15 protein-coding genes are annotated in these 14466 nt (G+C 70.1%); 11 read left to right on the forward strand and 4 right to left on the reverse strand.

Annotated elements, in window-relative coordinates:
• Nucleotides 1-11 precede the first annotated feature (11 nt).
• Nucleotides 12-704 (forward strand): CHAP domain-containing protein, encoded by a 693-nt coding sequence (locus OV427_RS25790; protein ID WP_267858822.1) that lies wholly within the window; start codon nt 12-14, stop codon nt 702-704.
• 207 nt (nt 705-911) lie between these two features.
• Nucleotides 912-1751: a monofunctional biosynthetic peptidoglycan transglycosylase gene (gene mtgA / locus OV427_RS25795; protein ID WP_420718279.1), complete on the forward strand. Its 840-nt coding sequence runs from the start codon at nt 912-914 to the stop codon at nt 1749-1751.
• Nucleotides 1752-1757: 6 nt separating this feature from the next.
• Here the strand turns inward: mtgA and OV427_RS25800 are convergent, their stop codons facing one another.
• Nucleotides 1758-3056 (reverse strand): APC family permease, encoded by a 1299-nt coding sequence (locus tag OV427_RS25800; protein WP_267858823.1) that lies wholly within the window; start codon nt 3054-3056, stop codon nt 1758-1760.
• A gap of 120 nt (nt 3057-3176) precedes the next feature.
• Here OV427_RS25800 and OV427_RS25805 point away from each other — a divergent pair, with 120 nt between their 5' ends.
• Nucleotides 3177-3845, forward strand: coding sequence for an archaemetzincin (locus tag OV427_RS25805; protein ID WP_267858824.1), 669 nt, complete (start codon nt 3177-3179; stop codon nt 3843-3845).
• An 8-nt stretch (nt 3846-3853) separates the two neighbouring features.
• On the opposite strand, the gene OV427_RS25810 is transcribed toward OV427_RS25805, so the two are convergent.
• Entirely contained in the window at nt 3854-4441 is a 588-nt protein-coding gene (locus OV427_RS25810) for a hypothetical protein (protein WP_267858825.1), read from the reverse strand.
• On the reverse strand, nt 4438-5139 hold the full coding sequence (locus OV427_RS25815; RefSeq protein WP_267858826.1) for a hypothetical protein: 702 nt from the start codon (nt 5137-5139) through the stop codon (nt 4438-4440). Before OV427_RS25815 ends, OV427_RS25810 begins: the two co-directional genes overlap by 4 nt.
• 316 nt (nt 5140-5455) lie before the next feature.
• Between OV427_RS25815 and OV427_RS25820 the strand changes: the two genes are divergently transcribed.
• From OV427_RS25820 to OV427_RS25830, 3 genes are read left to right on the forward strand one after another with little or no spacing between them, the layout of a single operon-like run.
• Nucleotides 5456-5995: a MarR family winged helix-turn-helix transcriptional regulator gene (locus tag OV427_RS25820; protein ID WP_267858827.1), complete on the forward strand. Its 540-nt coding sequence runs from the start codon at nt 5456-5458 to the stop codon at nt 5993-5995.
• A complete protein-coding gene (locus OV427_RS25825; protein ID WP_267858828.1) occupies nt 5982-7868 on the forward strand; it encodes a chloride channel protein in 1887 nt (628 codons plus the stop codon). The genes OV427_RS25820 and OV427_RS25825 overlap by 14 nt, the downstream gene beginning before the upstream one ends.
• Entirely contained in the window at nt 7865-9244 is a 1380-nt protein-coding gene (locus OV427_RS25830) for a bifunctional lysylphosphatidylglycerol flippase/synthetase MprF (RefSeq protein ID WP_267858829.1), read from the forward strand. Before OV427_RS25825 ends, OV427_RS25830 begins: the two co-directional genes overlap by 4 nt.
• Here OV427_RS25830 and OV427_RS25835 read toward each other — a convergent pair.
• Nucleotides 9235-9477 carry a DUF2171 domain-containing protein gene (locus OV427_RS25835; RefSeq protein WP_267858830.1) on the reverse strand — a complete coding sequence of 81 codons (243 nt, stop codon included), beginning with the start codon at nt 9475-9477 and terminating at the stop codon, nt 9235-9237. The genes OV427_RS25830 and OV427_RS25835 overlap by 10 nt on opposite strands.
• A gap of 159 nt (nt 9478-9636) precedes the next feature.
• Between OV427_RS25835 and OV427_RS25840 the strand changes: the two genes are divergently transcribed.
• The 5 genes from OV427_RS25840 to OV427_RS25860 all read left to right on the forward strand — a co-directional run bounded on the left by OV427_RS25840 (nt 9637) and on the right by OV427_RS25860 (nt 14383).
• Nucleotides 9637-10950, forward strand: a complete 1314-nt coding sequence (locus tag OV427_RS25840) for a cytochrome-c peroxidase (protein WP_267858831.1) — start codon at nt 9637-9639, stop codon at nt 10948-10950.
• Between the two features lie 14 nt (nt 10951-10964).
• Nucleotides 10965-12083, forward strand: a complete 1119-nt coding sequence (locus tag OV427_RS25845; RefSeq protein ID WP_267858832.1) for a metallophosphoesterase family protein — start codon at nt 10965-10967, stop codon at nt 12081-12083.
• A 27-nt stretch (nt 12084-12110) separates the two neighbouring features.
• Entirely contained in the window at nt 12111-12908 is a 798-nt protein-coding gene (locus tag OV427_RS25850; RefSeq protein ID WP_324289990.1) for a cytochrome C, read from the forward strand.
• A gap of 65 nt (nt 12909-12973) precedes the next feature.
• Entirely contained in the window at nt 12974-13660 is a 687-nt protein-coding gene (locus OV427_RS25855; protein WP_267858834.1) for a TIGR02269 family lipoprotein, read from the forward strand.
• Between the two features lie 3 nt (nt 13661-13663).
• A complete protein-coding gene (locus OV427_RS25860) occupies nt 13664-14383 on the forward strand; it encodes a double-CXXCG motif protein (protein WP_267858835.1) in 720 nt (239 codons plus the stop codon).
• The last annotated feature ends 83 nt before the right edge of the window (nt 14384-14466 follow it).

The raw sequence follows: 14466 nt of genomic DNA on the forward strand, positions 1-14466 counted from the left end.
GACGCGTGGGCATGCATCGTGGAGTGTGGCTGGGGGCGGTGGTGGGGATGCTGCTGTGGGGCGGTGAGGCGGAGGCCGTGCGCAAGCGCACGCCGAAGCGTCAGACCACCGTCTCGCTGGCGGAGCGGGCCGTGTGGCGGGCGAAGTCGTGGTTGGGGCTGAGCACGCTGCGGACCGTGAGTACGACGGTGAACGATGACTGCTCGGGCTTCACGCAGCTGGCCTACCGCAAGCCGGGGCTGAGCCTGATGCCGGCGGTGACGTTTCCCGGGGAGAATGGCGTGAAGGCCATCTACCGGAAGGCCGTGGACCTGGGCACGGTGCGCGAGACGCCGCGTCCGGGAGACATGGTCTTCTTCCGGGACACGCATGACCGGAACAAGGACGGCAAGCTCAACGATGGCCTCACGCACATCGGCATCGTCGAGCGCGTGGCCGAGGACGGCACGGTGACGTTCGTCCACAAGGCGGGCGGCCTGGTGAAGCGCGGCCGGTTCAACCTGTCGCACCCGGATGAGCGCAAGGACGAGCAGGGCCGCGTCCTCAACGACTGGCTGCGCCGCCGTGACAAGCGCAACCGCGGGTACATGGCGGGAGAGCTGGTCGCCGGCTTTGCCTCCGTGGACGAGCGCTGGGCGGACACGGCGGCGCCGAAGGTGGCACCGAAAGTGGCGTCGAAGGTCGCGTCGGCGAAGCGGCGGTAGTCATCAGGATGCCTTTCCGGGGTCGCCTGCCTGCCTGCTGAAGCCGGGCGCGCAGGGGGCGGGGAGGGGTGACGTCAGGGCCGGGAGGCGGTATGCACGGGCCCGATGTCCCCATCGGATGGTCGGCCAGCGCCGGGGCCCGCGGAACCCGAGCACGCGCACACGGCACCCGCGACGCCCGAGCGGGGCAATACCCCTTTCAGAACGGTGACGCCGCTGGCTCCCGTCTCCCGCTCCGCTTCGCCGTGGGGGCGCGGGTCTCCACGCCGCAAGGTGCTGCTCGCGCTCGCCGCGCTGTTCGTCGTCTTCGCCGTGTACGAGTACGTCACGCTGCCGGACGCCGCGCGGTTCGAGAAGGAGAACCCGAAGACGACGGCGCTCATCGACAAGCGCGCGGAGGAGGCGCGGGAGGCGGGGAAGAAGGCTCGCCGCCGCCAGCAGTGGGTGCCGCTGACGGCCGTCTCCAAGCACGCGGTGGCCGCGGTGCTCATCTCCGAGGACGCGGGCTTCTATGTCCACGAGGGCGTGGACACCTCCGAGGTGCGCAAGGCGCTGGAGGAGGCCTGGGAGAAGGGCCACCTGGGCCGGGGCGCTTCCACCATCACCCAGCAGCTGGCAAAGAACCTCTGGCTGTCCACGGACCGCAGCCTGCTGCGCAAGGCGAAGGAGTTGGTGCTGACGCGCCGGCTGGAGGACGCGCTCACCAAGAAGCGCATCCTCACGCTGTACCTCAACGTCGCCGAGTGGGGGCAGGGCGTCTACGGAATCGAGGCCGGCGCGCGCGAGCACTTCGGCGTGTCCGCGTCGCAGCTCACGGTGGCGCAGGGGGCGATTCTGGCCGCCATGCTGCCGGCGCCCCGCAAGCGCTCGCCGTCCTCCGGCTCGCGGGCGCTGTGGAAGCGCGCGCACTGGATTGTGGACCAGCTCGCGTCGGTGAATCGCATCAGCGCCGCGCAGGCGGACGAGGCGCGCTCGGACATCGACCGGCTGCTGGGCCGCAAGCCGGCGGGCACGGACGCGGACGACGACGACACCGACGAGCGGTGAGGCCGCTCACCCCGCCCGGGGCCCGGCGAAGCGCTGGTAGACGAGGGCGCAGACGGCGACGGCGGCGACCCAGGCGATGAACGTCCCCACGAAGAAGAACACCGCCGTGCACGCCACCAGCGACACGATGGCCGCATGGGACATGGGCCCCCGCAGCAGCTTCACGGCGGCGGCCATGGACAGCACGTAGGTCGCCAGGAACGACGACGCGGAGAACGGCAGCAGGTCCGCGATGCGCAGCCGGCCCAGCCACGTCACCGAGAGGGCCACCAGGACGACGGCGCACAGCGCCGCGAGCGCCCGGTGCGGCGTGCCCGACGCGGAGGTGACGCCGAGCCACGCGGGGAGCTGCCGGCGCTCGCCCAGCGCGAAGGCGAGGCGGCTGGTGCCCGCGACGTACGCATTCACCGGGATGAACGAGAGCAGCAGCCCGGCAATCCCCACCACGCGCGAGGCGCTCGGCCCGAAGACCTTCGCCGCCAGCAGCACGAGCGGCGTCTGCGCATGCGCCGCGTCCCCGTGTCCCGTGGCACCAATCGTGACGATGGCGAGCGGGAGGTACACGAGGGCGACGATGCCCACCGCGAGCATGCTCGCGCGCCAGATGTCGCGCGGGTCCTTGAACTCACGGGCCAGCGGGGTAATCGCCTCCCAGCCGACGAAGGCCCAGAAGAGCTGCACGGCTGCGAGCCCGACGGCGACAGGCCCCTTGGAGAAGAACGGCGTGAAGGCCCGGGGCTCCACCTCCGGGAGCGCGCGGCCGACAATCAGCGCCAGCCCGACGACAATCACCGCGAGCGTCACCAGTTGCGCCGTCGCGCTGACGCGCAGTCCCACGAAGTTGAGCGCGTACGCGGTGACGACCAGCGCCGCGCCGAACGCGAAGGCCAGGTCCTGACCTCCGCCGAGCACGCTCGCGCCATACTCACCGGCGATGAGCGCCACCACCGAGGTGCCCATGGGCACCTGGGCCAGGAAGAGCCAGCCCGCGACGGCGCCCCAGCGGGGGCCGAAGGCGCGCTCGATGGCATCCGAGAACCCGGCCGCGTCGGCCCGCTGCCGCGAGAGCGCGGCGTAGGTGAGCGCCAGCGGCACCGAGAGCAATATCAGCCCCAGCCACGCCAGCACCGACGCGGGGCCCGCCGTGTCCGCGGCGATGGCCGGCAGCACGAGCACCCCGGACCCCAGCACCGAGCCGACATAGAGCGAGACGCCCTGCCACAGCCCCAGCGTCCGGCGCAGCGACGGGGTTTCGGCCTGGGCGGCAGGAGGGATGTGGGTCGCGGTGGCAGTGCTGGACGACATGGCGCCTCTCTTTCCCGCGCACGTATTCCTCAGTGCAGTGGTCGGCGCAATGGCCACTCCGCGCCCGGTCGATATGACCACTGCTCACGGCTCCCGGGGCAGAGGAGCTAGCATGCGGCCATGGGCCTTCCCTCCCGTGCGCTTCTGCTGAGTCTCTCCGTGCTGCTCGCGGGCCTGCCCGCCGCCGCGGAGCCCGCGTCACCGTCCGCCGAGCCGGTGGTGGCCATCCTCCCCCTCGGCAAGGTGGACCAGGACGTGCTGGACCGGGTGGCGAAGGAAATCCAGGCGCGGCTGCGCGTACAGGTGCGCTTCGAGTCCCCGCGCGAAATGCCGAAGGCCGCCTGGTACGCGCCCCGCAAGCGCTGGCGCGCGGAGAAGTTGCTGGATGCCGTCGACGCGGACCCGCCGAAGGGCGCGTGGAAGGTGGTGGCCGTCACCGCGGCCGAAATCTCCACCACCAAGGGCGACATCCACGATTGGGGCATCGCCGGGCTGGGCAACATGGGCGGCCTGTCCTGCGTGCTGTCTACGCACATCTACCGGAAGCACAGCAAGACGAAGGCGGTGCTGCTGCGGCGCGTGGGGGACCTGACCATCCACGAGTTCGGTCACACGCTGGGTTTCGACCACTGCGAGACGGACGGCTGCGTCATGGCGGACGCGAAGGGCAAGGCCATCAGCTCCGCGGACCACAGCTCGGGCAACTACTGCGGGCGGTGCCTCGGGCAGTTGTCACCCGAGGTCCGCGCGTGGATGAAGGAGGAGCGCGCCGCGCCCGCTCCTCACTAGCAGCAGCGCTACAGCCCGCCCACCTCCAGCGCACCCCCCAGCCCGGGGAAGGGCTTGGTGAGGACGGCCTGGAAGATGATGTCCTCGAGTTGGATGTTCACCGGGAACACGGGCGTGCCGAGGCCGCTGCGCACCACCGTGTTGCTGACGATGAACCAGACGCGCCGCTTGCCGATGGCGTCCTTCAGCGCGGGCGTGTCGATGCGCACCGCCGTGCGGGAGTTGGGCGCGAAGTCGCGCACGGCGAGGATTTCCGCCGCGCGGTTGTAGTAGGCGGGCAGATTGACGTTCGTGTACGTCTTCGGCTGGTCCGGCGTGGCGGTGCCCTCGAAGGACAGCCGCGCGGACGTGCGCAGCGTCAGGAGGGTGGACGGGTTCACCACGGTGAGGGTGGCCGCCACCTCGTCCACGACGATGTCCAGCCCTTCGGTGTCCACCGTCTCCTCGGGCAAATCGAGCGCCACCTCCGCATAGACGGGCTCGAGGATGGAGGTGACGGGCACCGTCTGGTCGAAGGGCTCGGTCTGCACGGAGATTTCCGCCGAGCACGAGGTCAGCAGCAGGAAGCACGAAGCGAAGAGGGCGCGGGTCATCATCGGAAGGTCCAGGAGAGGTCGAGGACGGGAAGCACGGGGAGGCTCTCACCGGGGAGGGCCGGGTCGCTCAGGTCCACGTAGGCGGCGCCGAGCCCGAAGCCCAGGCCCTCACCGCCGTAGCGGATGCCGGCCGCCGCGCGGAAGGCGGAGCCGCCCTCCACGCGCACACCGGCCTCGGCCACCACGGACCAGTGGCCGGCGAAGTTGAACCCGGCACCGCCGGTGAAGGAGAGGTAGTCGGTGGTGTAGTGGCCGTAGCGCGCCTCGCCCTGGAGTTGGATGGGGCCCAGCACCAGGCCATACACGCCGTAGAAGGACGGGCCGGACAACTCCGGCTCGAAGCTCTGGATGGCGGGGGCCTCGGACTCGACGATGCCCGAGTAGGTGGAGGCGCCCACGAAGTGCGTGTAGCGCGCGCCCAGCACGACGCGGTGCGGGCCGGCGGCCAGGGCCCAGCGCAGGCCCAGGTTGGGGGCCAGCAGTGCGTCCGCGTACAGCGACGTGTCCACCGCCAGCCCCGCGAACAGCGGTATCGCCGTGCGCTGGAGGCCGAGCACCGGCGCGTCGATGACCTCCGCCGCGTCCGTCGTCATCAGGCGAGCGGTGTTGGTGCGCACGCCCGAGGGCTCGGCTTCGGCGGATGCGATGACAGGGAAGAAGAGAGCGGCGAAGGCACAGGCCAGGGGTGTGGATTTCAAAACCACGTGCTCCTGAGGAGAGAGGCGTGTCTCATATTGCTGAATCGTATCGCCGGTGGCTCGTCGCCGCGTGATGTGTCGACTGCTGGTCGTCGTACGCGCTCGCGGTCGCCGGCGACCTCCCGCTCCCGCTCTGACGGAAGGCTTCGTTCTTCCCGGCGGAGTCGCGCTTTCCGGTCCTGGAGTGCCGTGGACGCACGCACATCCATGAGTTTGGGTGATTCACGCCGGAAGTCCGGGCAACCGCCTGCCTGGCCGGCCCCGAGCGTTTGGATTGCGACCGGGTTTCCATGCGCGTACCTTCCGCGCAAGTTACATGGGTTCCCATATAAATCGCGGCGCGGGCGTGGAGCAGGGCGAGGTGCGGGAGGTGATGGACGGCGTCCGCCGCCTCGTGCGGCTGTTGCGCGTCTCCGCCCGGGCGTCCGAGCGGCTGGTGGGCATCAGCGGCGCGCAGCTCTTCGTCCTGCAGCGGCTGGCGGAAGCCGGGCCCTGCTCCATCAACACCCTGGCCGAGCACACCCTCACCCACCAGAGCAGCGTGTCGGTGGTGGTGGCACGCCTCATCGAGCGGGGGCTCGTCACGCGACGGCCCTCGCCGGAGGACGGACGCCGGGTGGAGGTGGCGCTGGCGCCGGCCGGCCGGGCGCTGCTGCGCGAGGCCCCGCCCATGGCCCAGGCCCTCCTCATCGCCGGCCTGCGGAAGCTGGAGCCTGGTGTCCGTGAGGGACTGGCGCGCGGGCTGTCCGCGCTGGTGGCGGAGCTGGGACTGGATGGAAACGAGGCTCCGTTCCTCTTCGAGGACGAGCCGAAGCCGCGCAAGCGGCGCAAGGAGAAGCTGAATGGAGCGGCCTGAAGTAACGCGCGTCGAGGAGGGCCTGGGCCCCGGTCCCGAGGCGCGGGAGAAGCTGCCCGTGGCCCCATCCATGGGCCCCACGCTCGCCGGGGTGCGAGCGCCCCGGGCGATGGAGCCGGTGGACCGGCGGGTGGTCTACATCAGCGCCCTCGCGGTGGTGCTGGCCGTGGCGGCGGGGCTGGTGGCGCAGCTGCTGGGCTCGCTCATCCACTTCTTCACCAACCTGGCTTACTTCGGCCGGCTCTCCGTGGCGCCGGTGTCCCCCGGGGACAACACGCTGGGCGTGTGGGGCATCCTCGTGCCGGTGGTGGGCGCCGTCATCGTCGGCTTCATGGCGCGCTATGGCTCGCGGGCCATCCGCGGGCACGGCATCCCCGAGGCGATGGAGCAGGTGCTCTACAACCAGAGCCGCATTCCGCCGCGCATGACGTTCCTCAAGCCGCTGTCGTCGGCGGTGGCCATTGGCACCGGCGGTCCGTTCGGCGCGGAAGGGCCCATCATCGCCACGGGCGGCGCGCTGGGCTCGCTGCTGGGGCAGTTGCTGCGCGTCACGGCGGACGAGCGCAAGGCGCTGCTGGCCTCGGGCGCCGCGGCGGGCATGGCGGCGACCTTCGGCGCACCCGTGTCCGCGGTGCTGCTGGCGGTGGAGTTGTTGCTGTTCGAGTACCGGCCGCGCTCCGTCATCCCCGTGGCGCTGGCCACCGCCACCGCGACGGGCGTGCGCCTGGCCTTCGTGGGCGGCGCGCCGGCCTTCGCCATGCCGGACCTGGCGTCACCGAGCGGCGCCGCGCTGGCCTTCTACATCGTGCTGGGCGCGGTGGTGGGCGTGGCGTCCACGCTGGTCACCCGGGCGGTGTATGCCATTGAGGATGCCTTCGAGAAGCTGCCGCTGCACTGGATGTGGTGGCCGGCGCTGGGCGCGGTGGTGGTGGGCGTGGTGGGCTACTTCTCCCCGCGCACGCTGGGCGTGGGCTACACCAACATCGAGGACATCCTCTCCGGGCGCTTCGTGGGCACGGCCATGGTGATGTTCTGCGTGCTGAAGTTCATCTCCTGGTCGGTGGCGCTGGGCAGTGGCACCTCGGGCGGCACGCTGGCGCCGTTGTTCACGCTCGGCGGCGGGCTGGGCTCCGGTCTGGGCCTGCTGGCGACGTACGTGGCACCGGGCCTGGGCGTGGACATCCGGGTGGCGGCGCTGGTGGGCATGGCGGCCATCTTCGCGGGCGCGTCGCGCGCACTGCTCGCCTCGGTGGTGTTCGCCTTCGAGACGACACGCCAGCCCATGGGCCTCTTGCCGCTGCTGGGCGGCTGCGCGGCGGCCTACCTCGTGTCCGCGCTGCTGATGCGCCACTCCATCATGACGGAGAAGCTGGCCCGGCGCGGCGGGCGCGTCCTCACCGAGTACGGCGTGGATGCGCTGGGCCAGGCGCTGGTGCGTGACGTGGGGCTGCGCGCGGTGGTGTCGCTGGAGGCGGACCGGCCGCTGGAGGAGGTGCGGGCGTGGCTCGCCACGGGTGTGCCGGGCACCACGCACCAGGGCTTCCCGGTGGTGGTGGGCGGAGAGCTCGTGGGCGTCGTCACGCGGAGGGATTTGCTGGACGGGCGGGAGGCCACGGGCCGGCGCGTCCGTGAGCTGGTGAAGCGTGCCCCGGCGGTGGCGTACGCGGACAGCTCGCTGCGCGAGGCGGCGGACCTGATGGTGGAGGAGGGCGTGGGCCGGCTGCCGGTGGTGCACCGCGAGGCGCCCACACGCGTGGTGGGCATCCTCACCCGGAGCGATCTGCTCGGCGCCAACCGGCGCCGGCTGGACGACTCGCGGCGGATGGAGCGCGGCGTGGGCGGGCCCCGGCGGACGGGGCCGCAGCCGGCATGAAGCGGACGGACACAGAGGCCGAGGCCGAGCGTGCGCGGGTGCTGGAGCTGCTGCGCCAGTACGGGTGGAACGCCACGTCCTTCCAGGTGCTCCAGCCGGGCTTCTGCTACTGGTTCGACCCGGCGGGCGACGCGTGCGTGGCCTACGTGGACACGGGCGGCGCGTGGGTGGCGGCGGGTGGGCCCATCGCCTCGCCGGAGCGGCTGCCCGCGGTGGTCGCCGGCTTCCAGGAGGCCGCGCGCGCGACAGGGCGGCGCGTGTGCTTCTTCGCCACCGAGCCGCGCTTCACGCAGCTGGTGCCGATGCAGGCCCTGTCCGTGGGCGAGCAGCCCGTGTGGGACCCGACCCACTGGGACGAGGTGGTGCGCGGCAGCCGCAACCTGCGCGAGCAACTGCGCCGCGCCCGCAAGCACGGCGTGACGGTGCGCGAGGTGCCCGCGCCCGTGCTGGAGGACCCGACGCACCCCACACGCCGCGCGCTGGACGGGCTCAAGTCGCGGTGGCTGGCGTCGCGCCGCATGGCCCCCATGGGCTTCCTGGTGCAGTTGCGCCCGTACGCCTTCGCGCGCGAGCGCCGCGCCTTCGCGGCCGAGGTGGAGGGGAAGGTGGTGGGCTTCCTCGCGGTGTCCCCCGTGTACGCGCGCGAGGGCTGGTTCCTCCAGGACTTGCTGAGAGACCCCGAGGCGCCCAACGGCACGGCGGAGACGCTGGTGGACGCGGCCATGCGCGCGGCGGCGGCGGAGGGCCGGCGCTACGTGACGCTGGGGCTGGCGCCGCTGTCCGGGCCGGTGCGGCCCTGGCTGCGGCTGGCGCGCGTGTGCGGGCGGCCGCTGTTCGACTTCGAGGGCCTGCGCGCCTTCAAGGCGAAGTTCCGCCCCGACACCTGGGTGCCCATCCACGTGGCCTGGCCCGAGCCGAACGGCGGGCCGGCCGCGCTGTACGACGCGCTGCGCGCCTTCGCGCGGGGCAGCCTGGTGCGCTTCGGCGTGGCCACGGTGCTGCGGCGTCCCCGGCTGCTGGTGCATGCGCTGGCCCTGCTGCTGGTGCCCTGGACGGCGCTGCTGGCGCTCCCCGTCACCCAGCGCTGGTTTCCTTCCCTGTCGGTGCAGTGGGGCTGGGTGCTGTTCGACGTGGGGCTGTCGGTGGGCCTCTTCTCGCTGGTGCGCCGCTGGCGGGACTCACTGGCCACGGCGCTGGGAATGCTCACCGCCTCGGATGCGTGCCTCACCTTCGTCCAGGCCACGACGTTCAACGTGGCGCGGGCGCGCGGCCCGGTGGACTGGGCTGTCATCACCGCGGCGGTGCTCGCGCCCGCGACGGCCTCCGCGCTGCTCTTCCGCTCGCGGGACTTGCGCCTGCCCGGACGTCAGGGCTGAGCGGCCACGCCCGCGTCCTCGACGGGGACCTGGACGCCGTGGCCGGGGTGGAGGAAGGCCTCGCCGTGCTCCACGCGGTCCACCGCGTGGAAGCGCACCATGAACTCGCGCTGCGCCGGTGAGCCCTGCTCCAATTCGAAGTGCGTGTCTCCCACGTGCACCACCGTGCCGAGCCTCCGCCCTTGCAGGTCCTTCACGGTCATTCCCTCGCGCAGCTCTCCCGGGTCCACCATCTGACGCCTCCTGCATGGGCAACCCTTCAGTGGCCGACACTCGTTCCCCCCAGAGTCTGGACCCGACTCCAGGACAATGGTTTTTTCCGGGAAGACTCGTTCCGGCCCCCGCACCGTGAACTTCTCGTGGTGCGCATGTGGTCGGTAGGGAGGGACTCGATGCGAACGCCGCCCGGCGTTGCCCTGCCGCTCGCCGTCCTGCTGTATGCCCTCACCGGGCACGCGGAACCGCCCCCGAAGCAAGCCGCCCCACCTCCAGCCGACCTGCCGCCAGGTGTGTCGCCCGTGCTGTGGAAGCTGTCGGTGCCCGCGGGCGCCGAGCCCACGCCGGAGAGAGTCTCCCTGGGCCAGAAGCTCTTCAATGACAATCGCCTGTCGGTGGACGACTCCGTGTCGTGTTCCACCTGCCATGACGAGAAGTTCGGCTTCACGGACGGCAAGCCGGTATCGGAGGGCGTGAAGGCGCAGAAGGTGACGCGCAACAGCCCCACCATCCTCAATGCCATGTTCAACGCCTCGCAGTTCTGGGACGGCCGCGCGAGCACGCTGGAGGACCAGGCGAAGCTGCCCATCCTCAACCCTCGCGAGATGGGCCAGCCCAACCCGGAGGCGGTGGTGGCCAAGGTGAAGGCCATCCCCGAGTACCAGGCCGAGTTCCGCAAGGTCTTCAACCGGGACGTGAATTACGACGACCTGGCGGCGGCCATCGGCGCCTTCGAGCGCACGCTCTACTCCGGCAACGCGCGCTTCGACCGCTTCATCCTGGGCGACGCGAAGGCGCTCAACGAGTCCGAGCGCCGCGGCTGGGCGCTCTTCAACGGCAAGGCCCGCTGCAACACCTGCCACGCGGGCAACGTCGTCTCGCCGCTGTTCAGCGACCAGAAGTTCCACAACATCGGCATCGCCGCGCACAAGCAGGACTTCGTGAAGATGGCGCGCGAGGCGCTGAAGGTGGTTCGCACCGGCGACGAGAAGCAGATTGACGAATTGGCGCTGCAGACGAACTTCTCCGAGCTGGGCCGCTTCCTGGTGACGAAGCAGGAGAACGACGTGGGCGCCTTCAAGACGCCCACGCTGCGCAACATCGGCATCACCGGCCCGTACATGCACGACGGCTCGCTGACGACGCTGTGGGACGTGATGGACCACTACAACAAGGGCGGCGTGCCCAACCCGTACCTGGACGGGGGGATGCAGCGGCTGGGGCTGACGGAGGGCGAAATCGACGACATGGTGGCCTTCCTCTTCACGCTCACCGACGAGCGCTTCGCCTCGCAGGGCACGAAGCGCCTGGCCGAGCAGCGCGCCCGCAAGGGCCAGCGGCCGGAGCGCGACACCGCCGTGGCCACGGGAAAGAAGGGGAACCTGGGCGACCTGGCTCCCAACCCGGACCTGAACGTGAAGAACCCCGCGGCAATCGGTGTGTACGGCACCGAGGTGTCCGCCAAGCCCGCTTCGACGAAGAAGCCTTGAGGAGGAGGTCGCTCATGGGCAACAAGTTCCGCAGCATCGAGACGAAGCACCACGAGGAGCGCGACGCCTTCTTCGACGACTTGAAGAAGCTGGACCGCAGGGCCTTCATGCGGGTGGCGGGCATCTCCGCCGGCATCGTCGCCGGAATGGGGCTGAGGACGCCGCAGAGCTTCCAGCTCGTCAACGTGGCCGAGGCGCAGGGGACGAAGCCGCGCTTCTCCTTCGCGTACATCTCCGACACGCACCTGTATGACCAGAAGCTGAATGACCGCTTCGTCCGCTCCATCCTCAAGGCGGTGGACGACGTGAATGCGCTGGACCCGCAGCCGGACTTCGTCCTCTTCGGCGGTGACCTGGCGCAGCTCGGGCAGGCCGTCGAGCTGAAGCTGGGCGCGCAGATTCTGAAGAACCTGAAGGCGCCCGTGAAGATGATGGTGGGCGAGCACGACTGGTTCCTCGACATGGGCGAGCTGTGGCGCGACTTGTTCGGCCCGCCGAACTACTCGTTCGACCACAAGGGCGTGCACTTCGTGGTGCTCAACTCCATCCTGGAGAAGGACTTCTGGACGGAGCGGAAGCTCACGCCCATGGAGCGGATGAAGATTGTCGCCGGCCTGGACAATGGCATCCAGTCACGCTTCGAGGTGGGCGGCGAGCAGCGCGCGTGGCTCCAGCAGGACCTGGCGAAGGTGGACAAGAAGACGCCGCTCATCGTCTTCAGCCACTCGCCGCTCTACAAGTACTACCGGCCCTGGAACTTCTGGACGGACGACGCGGACGACGTGCAGGCCCTCCTCAAGCCTTTCGAGAAGGTCACCGTCATCCACGGGCACACGCACCAACTGCTGAGCAACCAGATTGGGAACATCAGCTTCCACGGCATGCTGTCCACGGCGTGGCCGTGGCCGTACGCGCCGGAGGGGTTGCCGAAGCTGACGGTGCAGATGAACCGGCCGGACCCGTTCAGCCAGTTCGACGGGTGCGGCAACGGGCGCATGGACGTGTTGGAGTCGGGGCTGGTGGACAAGCTGTACAACCTCTGGGAGCGCAACCCCGTCACCGTGCGCGCGAGCTACCTCGCGTCGGGTGGGAAGCAGGATGCGCCGCCCCGGACCAGGCTGCCGAGCTACTGAGCGCGAGGGGACACCATGACCATTCGGATGAAGCTGCTTGTAGGCGCGGGAGCGCTCCTGTCCTTCGCGGGCGGTGTGGCACTGGCCGGCGAGGACTCCGCCGCCCCCGAGGTGAAGAAGCATGCGGTGCCGACCTCGAAGGACGGCGACCTCGTGGTGGGGCTGTGCGACGGCGTCACCTCGTTGGAGGTGGACGGCGTGAAGGAGGGGCAGAAGCTGACGCGCGAGCAGGCACAGCGCGTGTCGGGGGCCCTGATGGAGCAGTGGTTGAAGAAGAACCCGGACGCGAACTGGGACCCGGCGCCAGTCGTTGCGCAGGCGCCCACGCCGCCGAAGACGCCGGGCAGTCCGCCGGCGGTGCCTGCCACGCCGCAGAAGCCGTCGTCCGGAGGGACGATGGTGGGCGGCGGCGTGAAGCCGGAGAGCGGCGGGAAGGACGTGAAGAAGCAGCAGGGCGCCAACCTCCAGGACGGGCACACCTACGGCGCGTTCTCCCAGCGGGACGAGGCCATCTGGGCGGCGTCCACGCAGGCGTTCGTGGAGGAGGGCCACCGCGTGTTCCACGACGCGGAACTGCTGGGCGGCACGGTGGCCGTGTCGTGTGACATGTGCCACCCGGACGCGTCCAACACGCACCCGGAGACGTATCCGAAGTACCAGGTGCAGCTCGGTCGCGTGGCGCTGCTGCGCGACATGATCAACTGGTGCATCGAGAACCCGGTGCGCGGCAAGCCGCTCGCGGATGACGACCCGAAGATGCGCGCGATGGAGGCGTACATCTACGCGAAGCGGAAGGGGACTCCGCTGGAGTACGGGAAGAAGTAACCGGGTTGCAGTGCCTGATATGACCTCCGGCCGGCCTGGGCTTCGGGGCCGGCTGGGGAGTCCTGATGTGGCGCTGGAGTTGTTGGCTGTGGCTGTGCGCGGTGCTGTGGTCGTGCGCGTCGACTCCGGCGTCCTCTGTCGAGCGGGACGTGGCGGAGTACCCGGAGGCGTACACCCGGCTGGATGAGGGCGCTTGCGTCACGTTCCTCTGTGCGGGGGATGCGTGCGGCCTCTTCCGCTGTGAGGACGCGCCGCCCGAACCGGGGCGCATCGTGCGGACGCGGGGCACCTTCGTGCTTCCGCCGAGCGCGGTTCAGTCACCGCAGCGGAACTGGGGCTACCCGTGGGTGACGCCGGGTCAGTCTGAGCCGGTCTTCGTCATCCGCTGGTACGGGCGGGAGTTGCTGCCGAGCCAGAGGCGGCTGCTGGAGATGGCGCAGGCGCTGGCGACGAAGCCTCGGGAGAAGCACCACATCTTCCCACGAGAAGAGGGGCTGCGGCAGCGCTTCGAGCAACAAGGCATCAACATTCACAAAGAAACCATGCTGCTCGACATCGACACCCACCATCGCATCCACAAAGGTCCCAGTGGAGGGCCTTGGAACCTGGCGTGGCGGAACTTCCTCAATGCGCACGAATTCGCGACCAAGGAAGACATGTACCGATACGCGCGGGAACTGATCATTCGCTTCAACCTGATAGGCCCCATCCTGCCCTACCATCTGTTGGTAGGCCCGCCCATCGAGTACTGAGACATGCCCCGGTTCTTCACGCTCCCACTCGCGGATTACATGCGCCAGAAGGGCAGTTACAACGCCAGGCGCAAGTGGAGCCTGCCAGGAATCACCTGCCCTCTTTGCAAGGCAACCTGGGCCAGAGGGGGGCTCAACTACCCTGCGGTGGACCTCTCCGAACTTCCTGTCGCGAAGAAGCTATCGAGGGCCTACCTTGAGGAAGACTTCGAGGAGTTCGAACGCCTGCGCGACCAGGTCCGTCCACTGCTCCCTCCGGACCACCCACTGGGACCCGGAGCCCTGTTCGGCCCTTTGGTGGGAAAGGCCAGAGGTCCCTTCTCCGCATTCATCAACCAGTACGGAGACACCTTGCTTGTCCGGCCTGATGCTCTGGAACTGGTGCAGGCGCAGGGACTCCGCGGCCTGCGAGGCTGTCGCACGGAGATGCTCTTCCGCCCCAAGGGCGTCCCGGAGCTCCTCGACCTGCACATCGAACCGCGCGGGCTCCTGCACGCGGACTGCATCCCGAAGAGCACGCCCCCACCGTGCCCCAAGTGCGGCCGTCATGGCTTCAGCCTGCCGAAGGAGCCCATCCTCGACGGAGCCTCCCTCCCCACGGACCTGGACCTCTTCCGCCTGCGCAACTTCGCCACCGTGCTCATCGTCACCGAGCGCTTCAAGGACGTCGTGGAGCGCTTCGAACTGGACGGCCTGACCTTCCGCGAGCTGCCGGTGCGCTGAAGCAACTCCGTCACCGGCAGGCCACCGTGGAAGCGCCCCTTCCTCCTCCAGAGGCCAGGGAAGGCGCCAACCGCCAACAGCAC

This window comes from Pyxidicoccus sp. MSG2, from assembly GCF_026626705.1.
Classification (GTDB): domain Bacteria; phylum Myxococcota; class Myxococcia; order Myxococcales; family Myxococcaceae; genus Myxococcus.

Bases quoted from the DNA above. Each gene is read 5' to 3' on its own strand.
- OV427_RS25790 (WP_267858822.1), top strand. From the start codon at position 12: ATGCATCGTGGAGTGTGGCTGGGGGCGGTGGTGGGGATGCTGCTGTGG.
- OV427_RS25800 (WP_267858823.1), bottom strand. From the start codon at position 3,056: ATGTCGTCCAGCACTGCCACCGCGACCCACATCCCTCCTGCCGCCCAG.
- OV427_RS25805 (WP_267858824.1), top strand. From the start codon at position 3,177: ATGGGCCTTCCCTCCCGTGCGCTTCTGCTGAGTCTCTCCGTGCTGCTC.
- OV427_RS25810 (WP_267858825.1), bottom strand. From the start codon at position 4,441: ATGATGACCCGCGCCCTCTTCGCTTCGTGCTTCCTGCTGCTGACCTCG.
- OV427_RS25820 (WP_267858827.1), top strand. From the start codon at position 5,456: ATGGGTTCCCATATAAATCGCGGCGCGGGCGTGGAGCAGGGCGAGGTG.
- OV427_RS25825 (WP_267858828.1), top strand. From the start codon at position 5,982: ATGGAGCGGCCTGAAGTAACGCGCGTCGAGGAGGGCCTGGGCCCCGGT.
- OV427_RS25830 (WP_267858829.1), top strand. From the start codon at position 7,865: ATGAAGCGGACGGACACAGAGGCCGAGGCCGAGCGTGCGCGGGTGCTG.
- OV427_RS25835 (WP_267858830.1), bottom strand. From the start codon at position 9,477: ATGGTGGACCCGGGAGAGCTGCGCGAGGGAATGACCGTGAAGGACCTG.
- OV427_RS25840 (WP_267858831.1), top strand. From the start codon at position 9,637: ATGCGAACGCCGCCCGGCGTTGCCCTGCCGCTCGCCGTCCTGCTGTAT.
- OV427_RS25845 (WP_267858832.1), top strand. From the start codon at position 10,965: ATGGGCAACAAGTTCCGCAGCATCGAGACGAAGCACCACGAGGAGCGC.
- OV427_RS25850 (WP_324289990.1), top strand. From the start codon at position 12,111: ATGAAGCTGCTTGTAGGCGCGGGAGCGCTCCTGTCCTTCGCGGGCGGT.
- OV427_RS25855 (WP_267858834.1), top strand. From the start codon at position 12,974: ATGTGGCGCTGGAGTTGTTGGCTGTGGCTGTGCGCGGTGCTGTGGTCG.
- OV427_RS25860 (WP_267858835.1), top strand. From the start codon at position 13,664: ATGCCCCGGTTCTTCACGCTCCCACTCGCGGATTACATGCGCCAGAAG.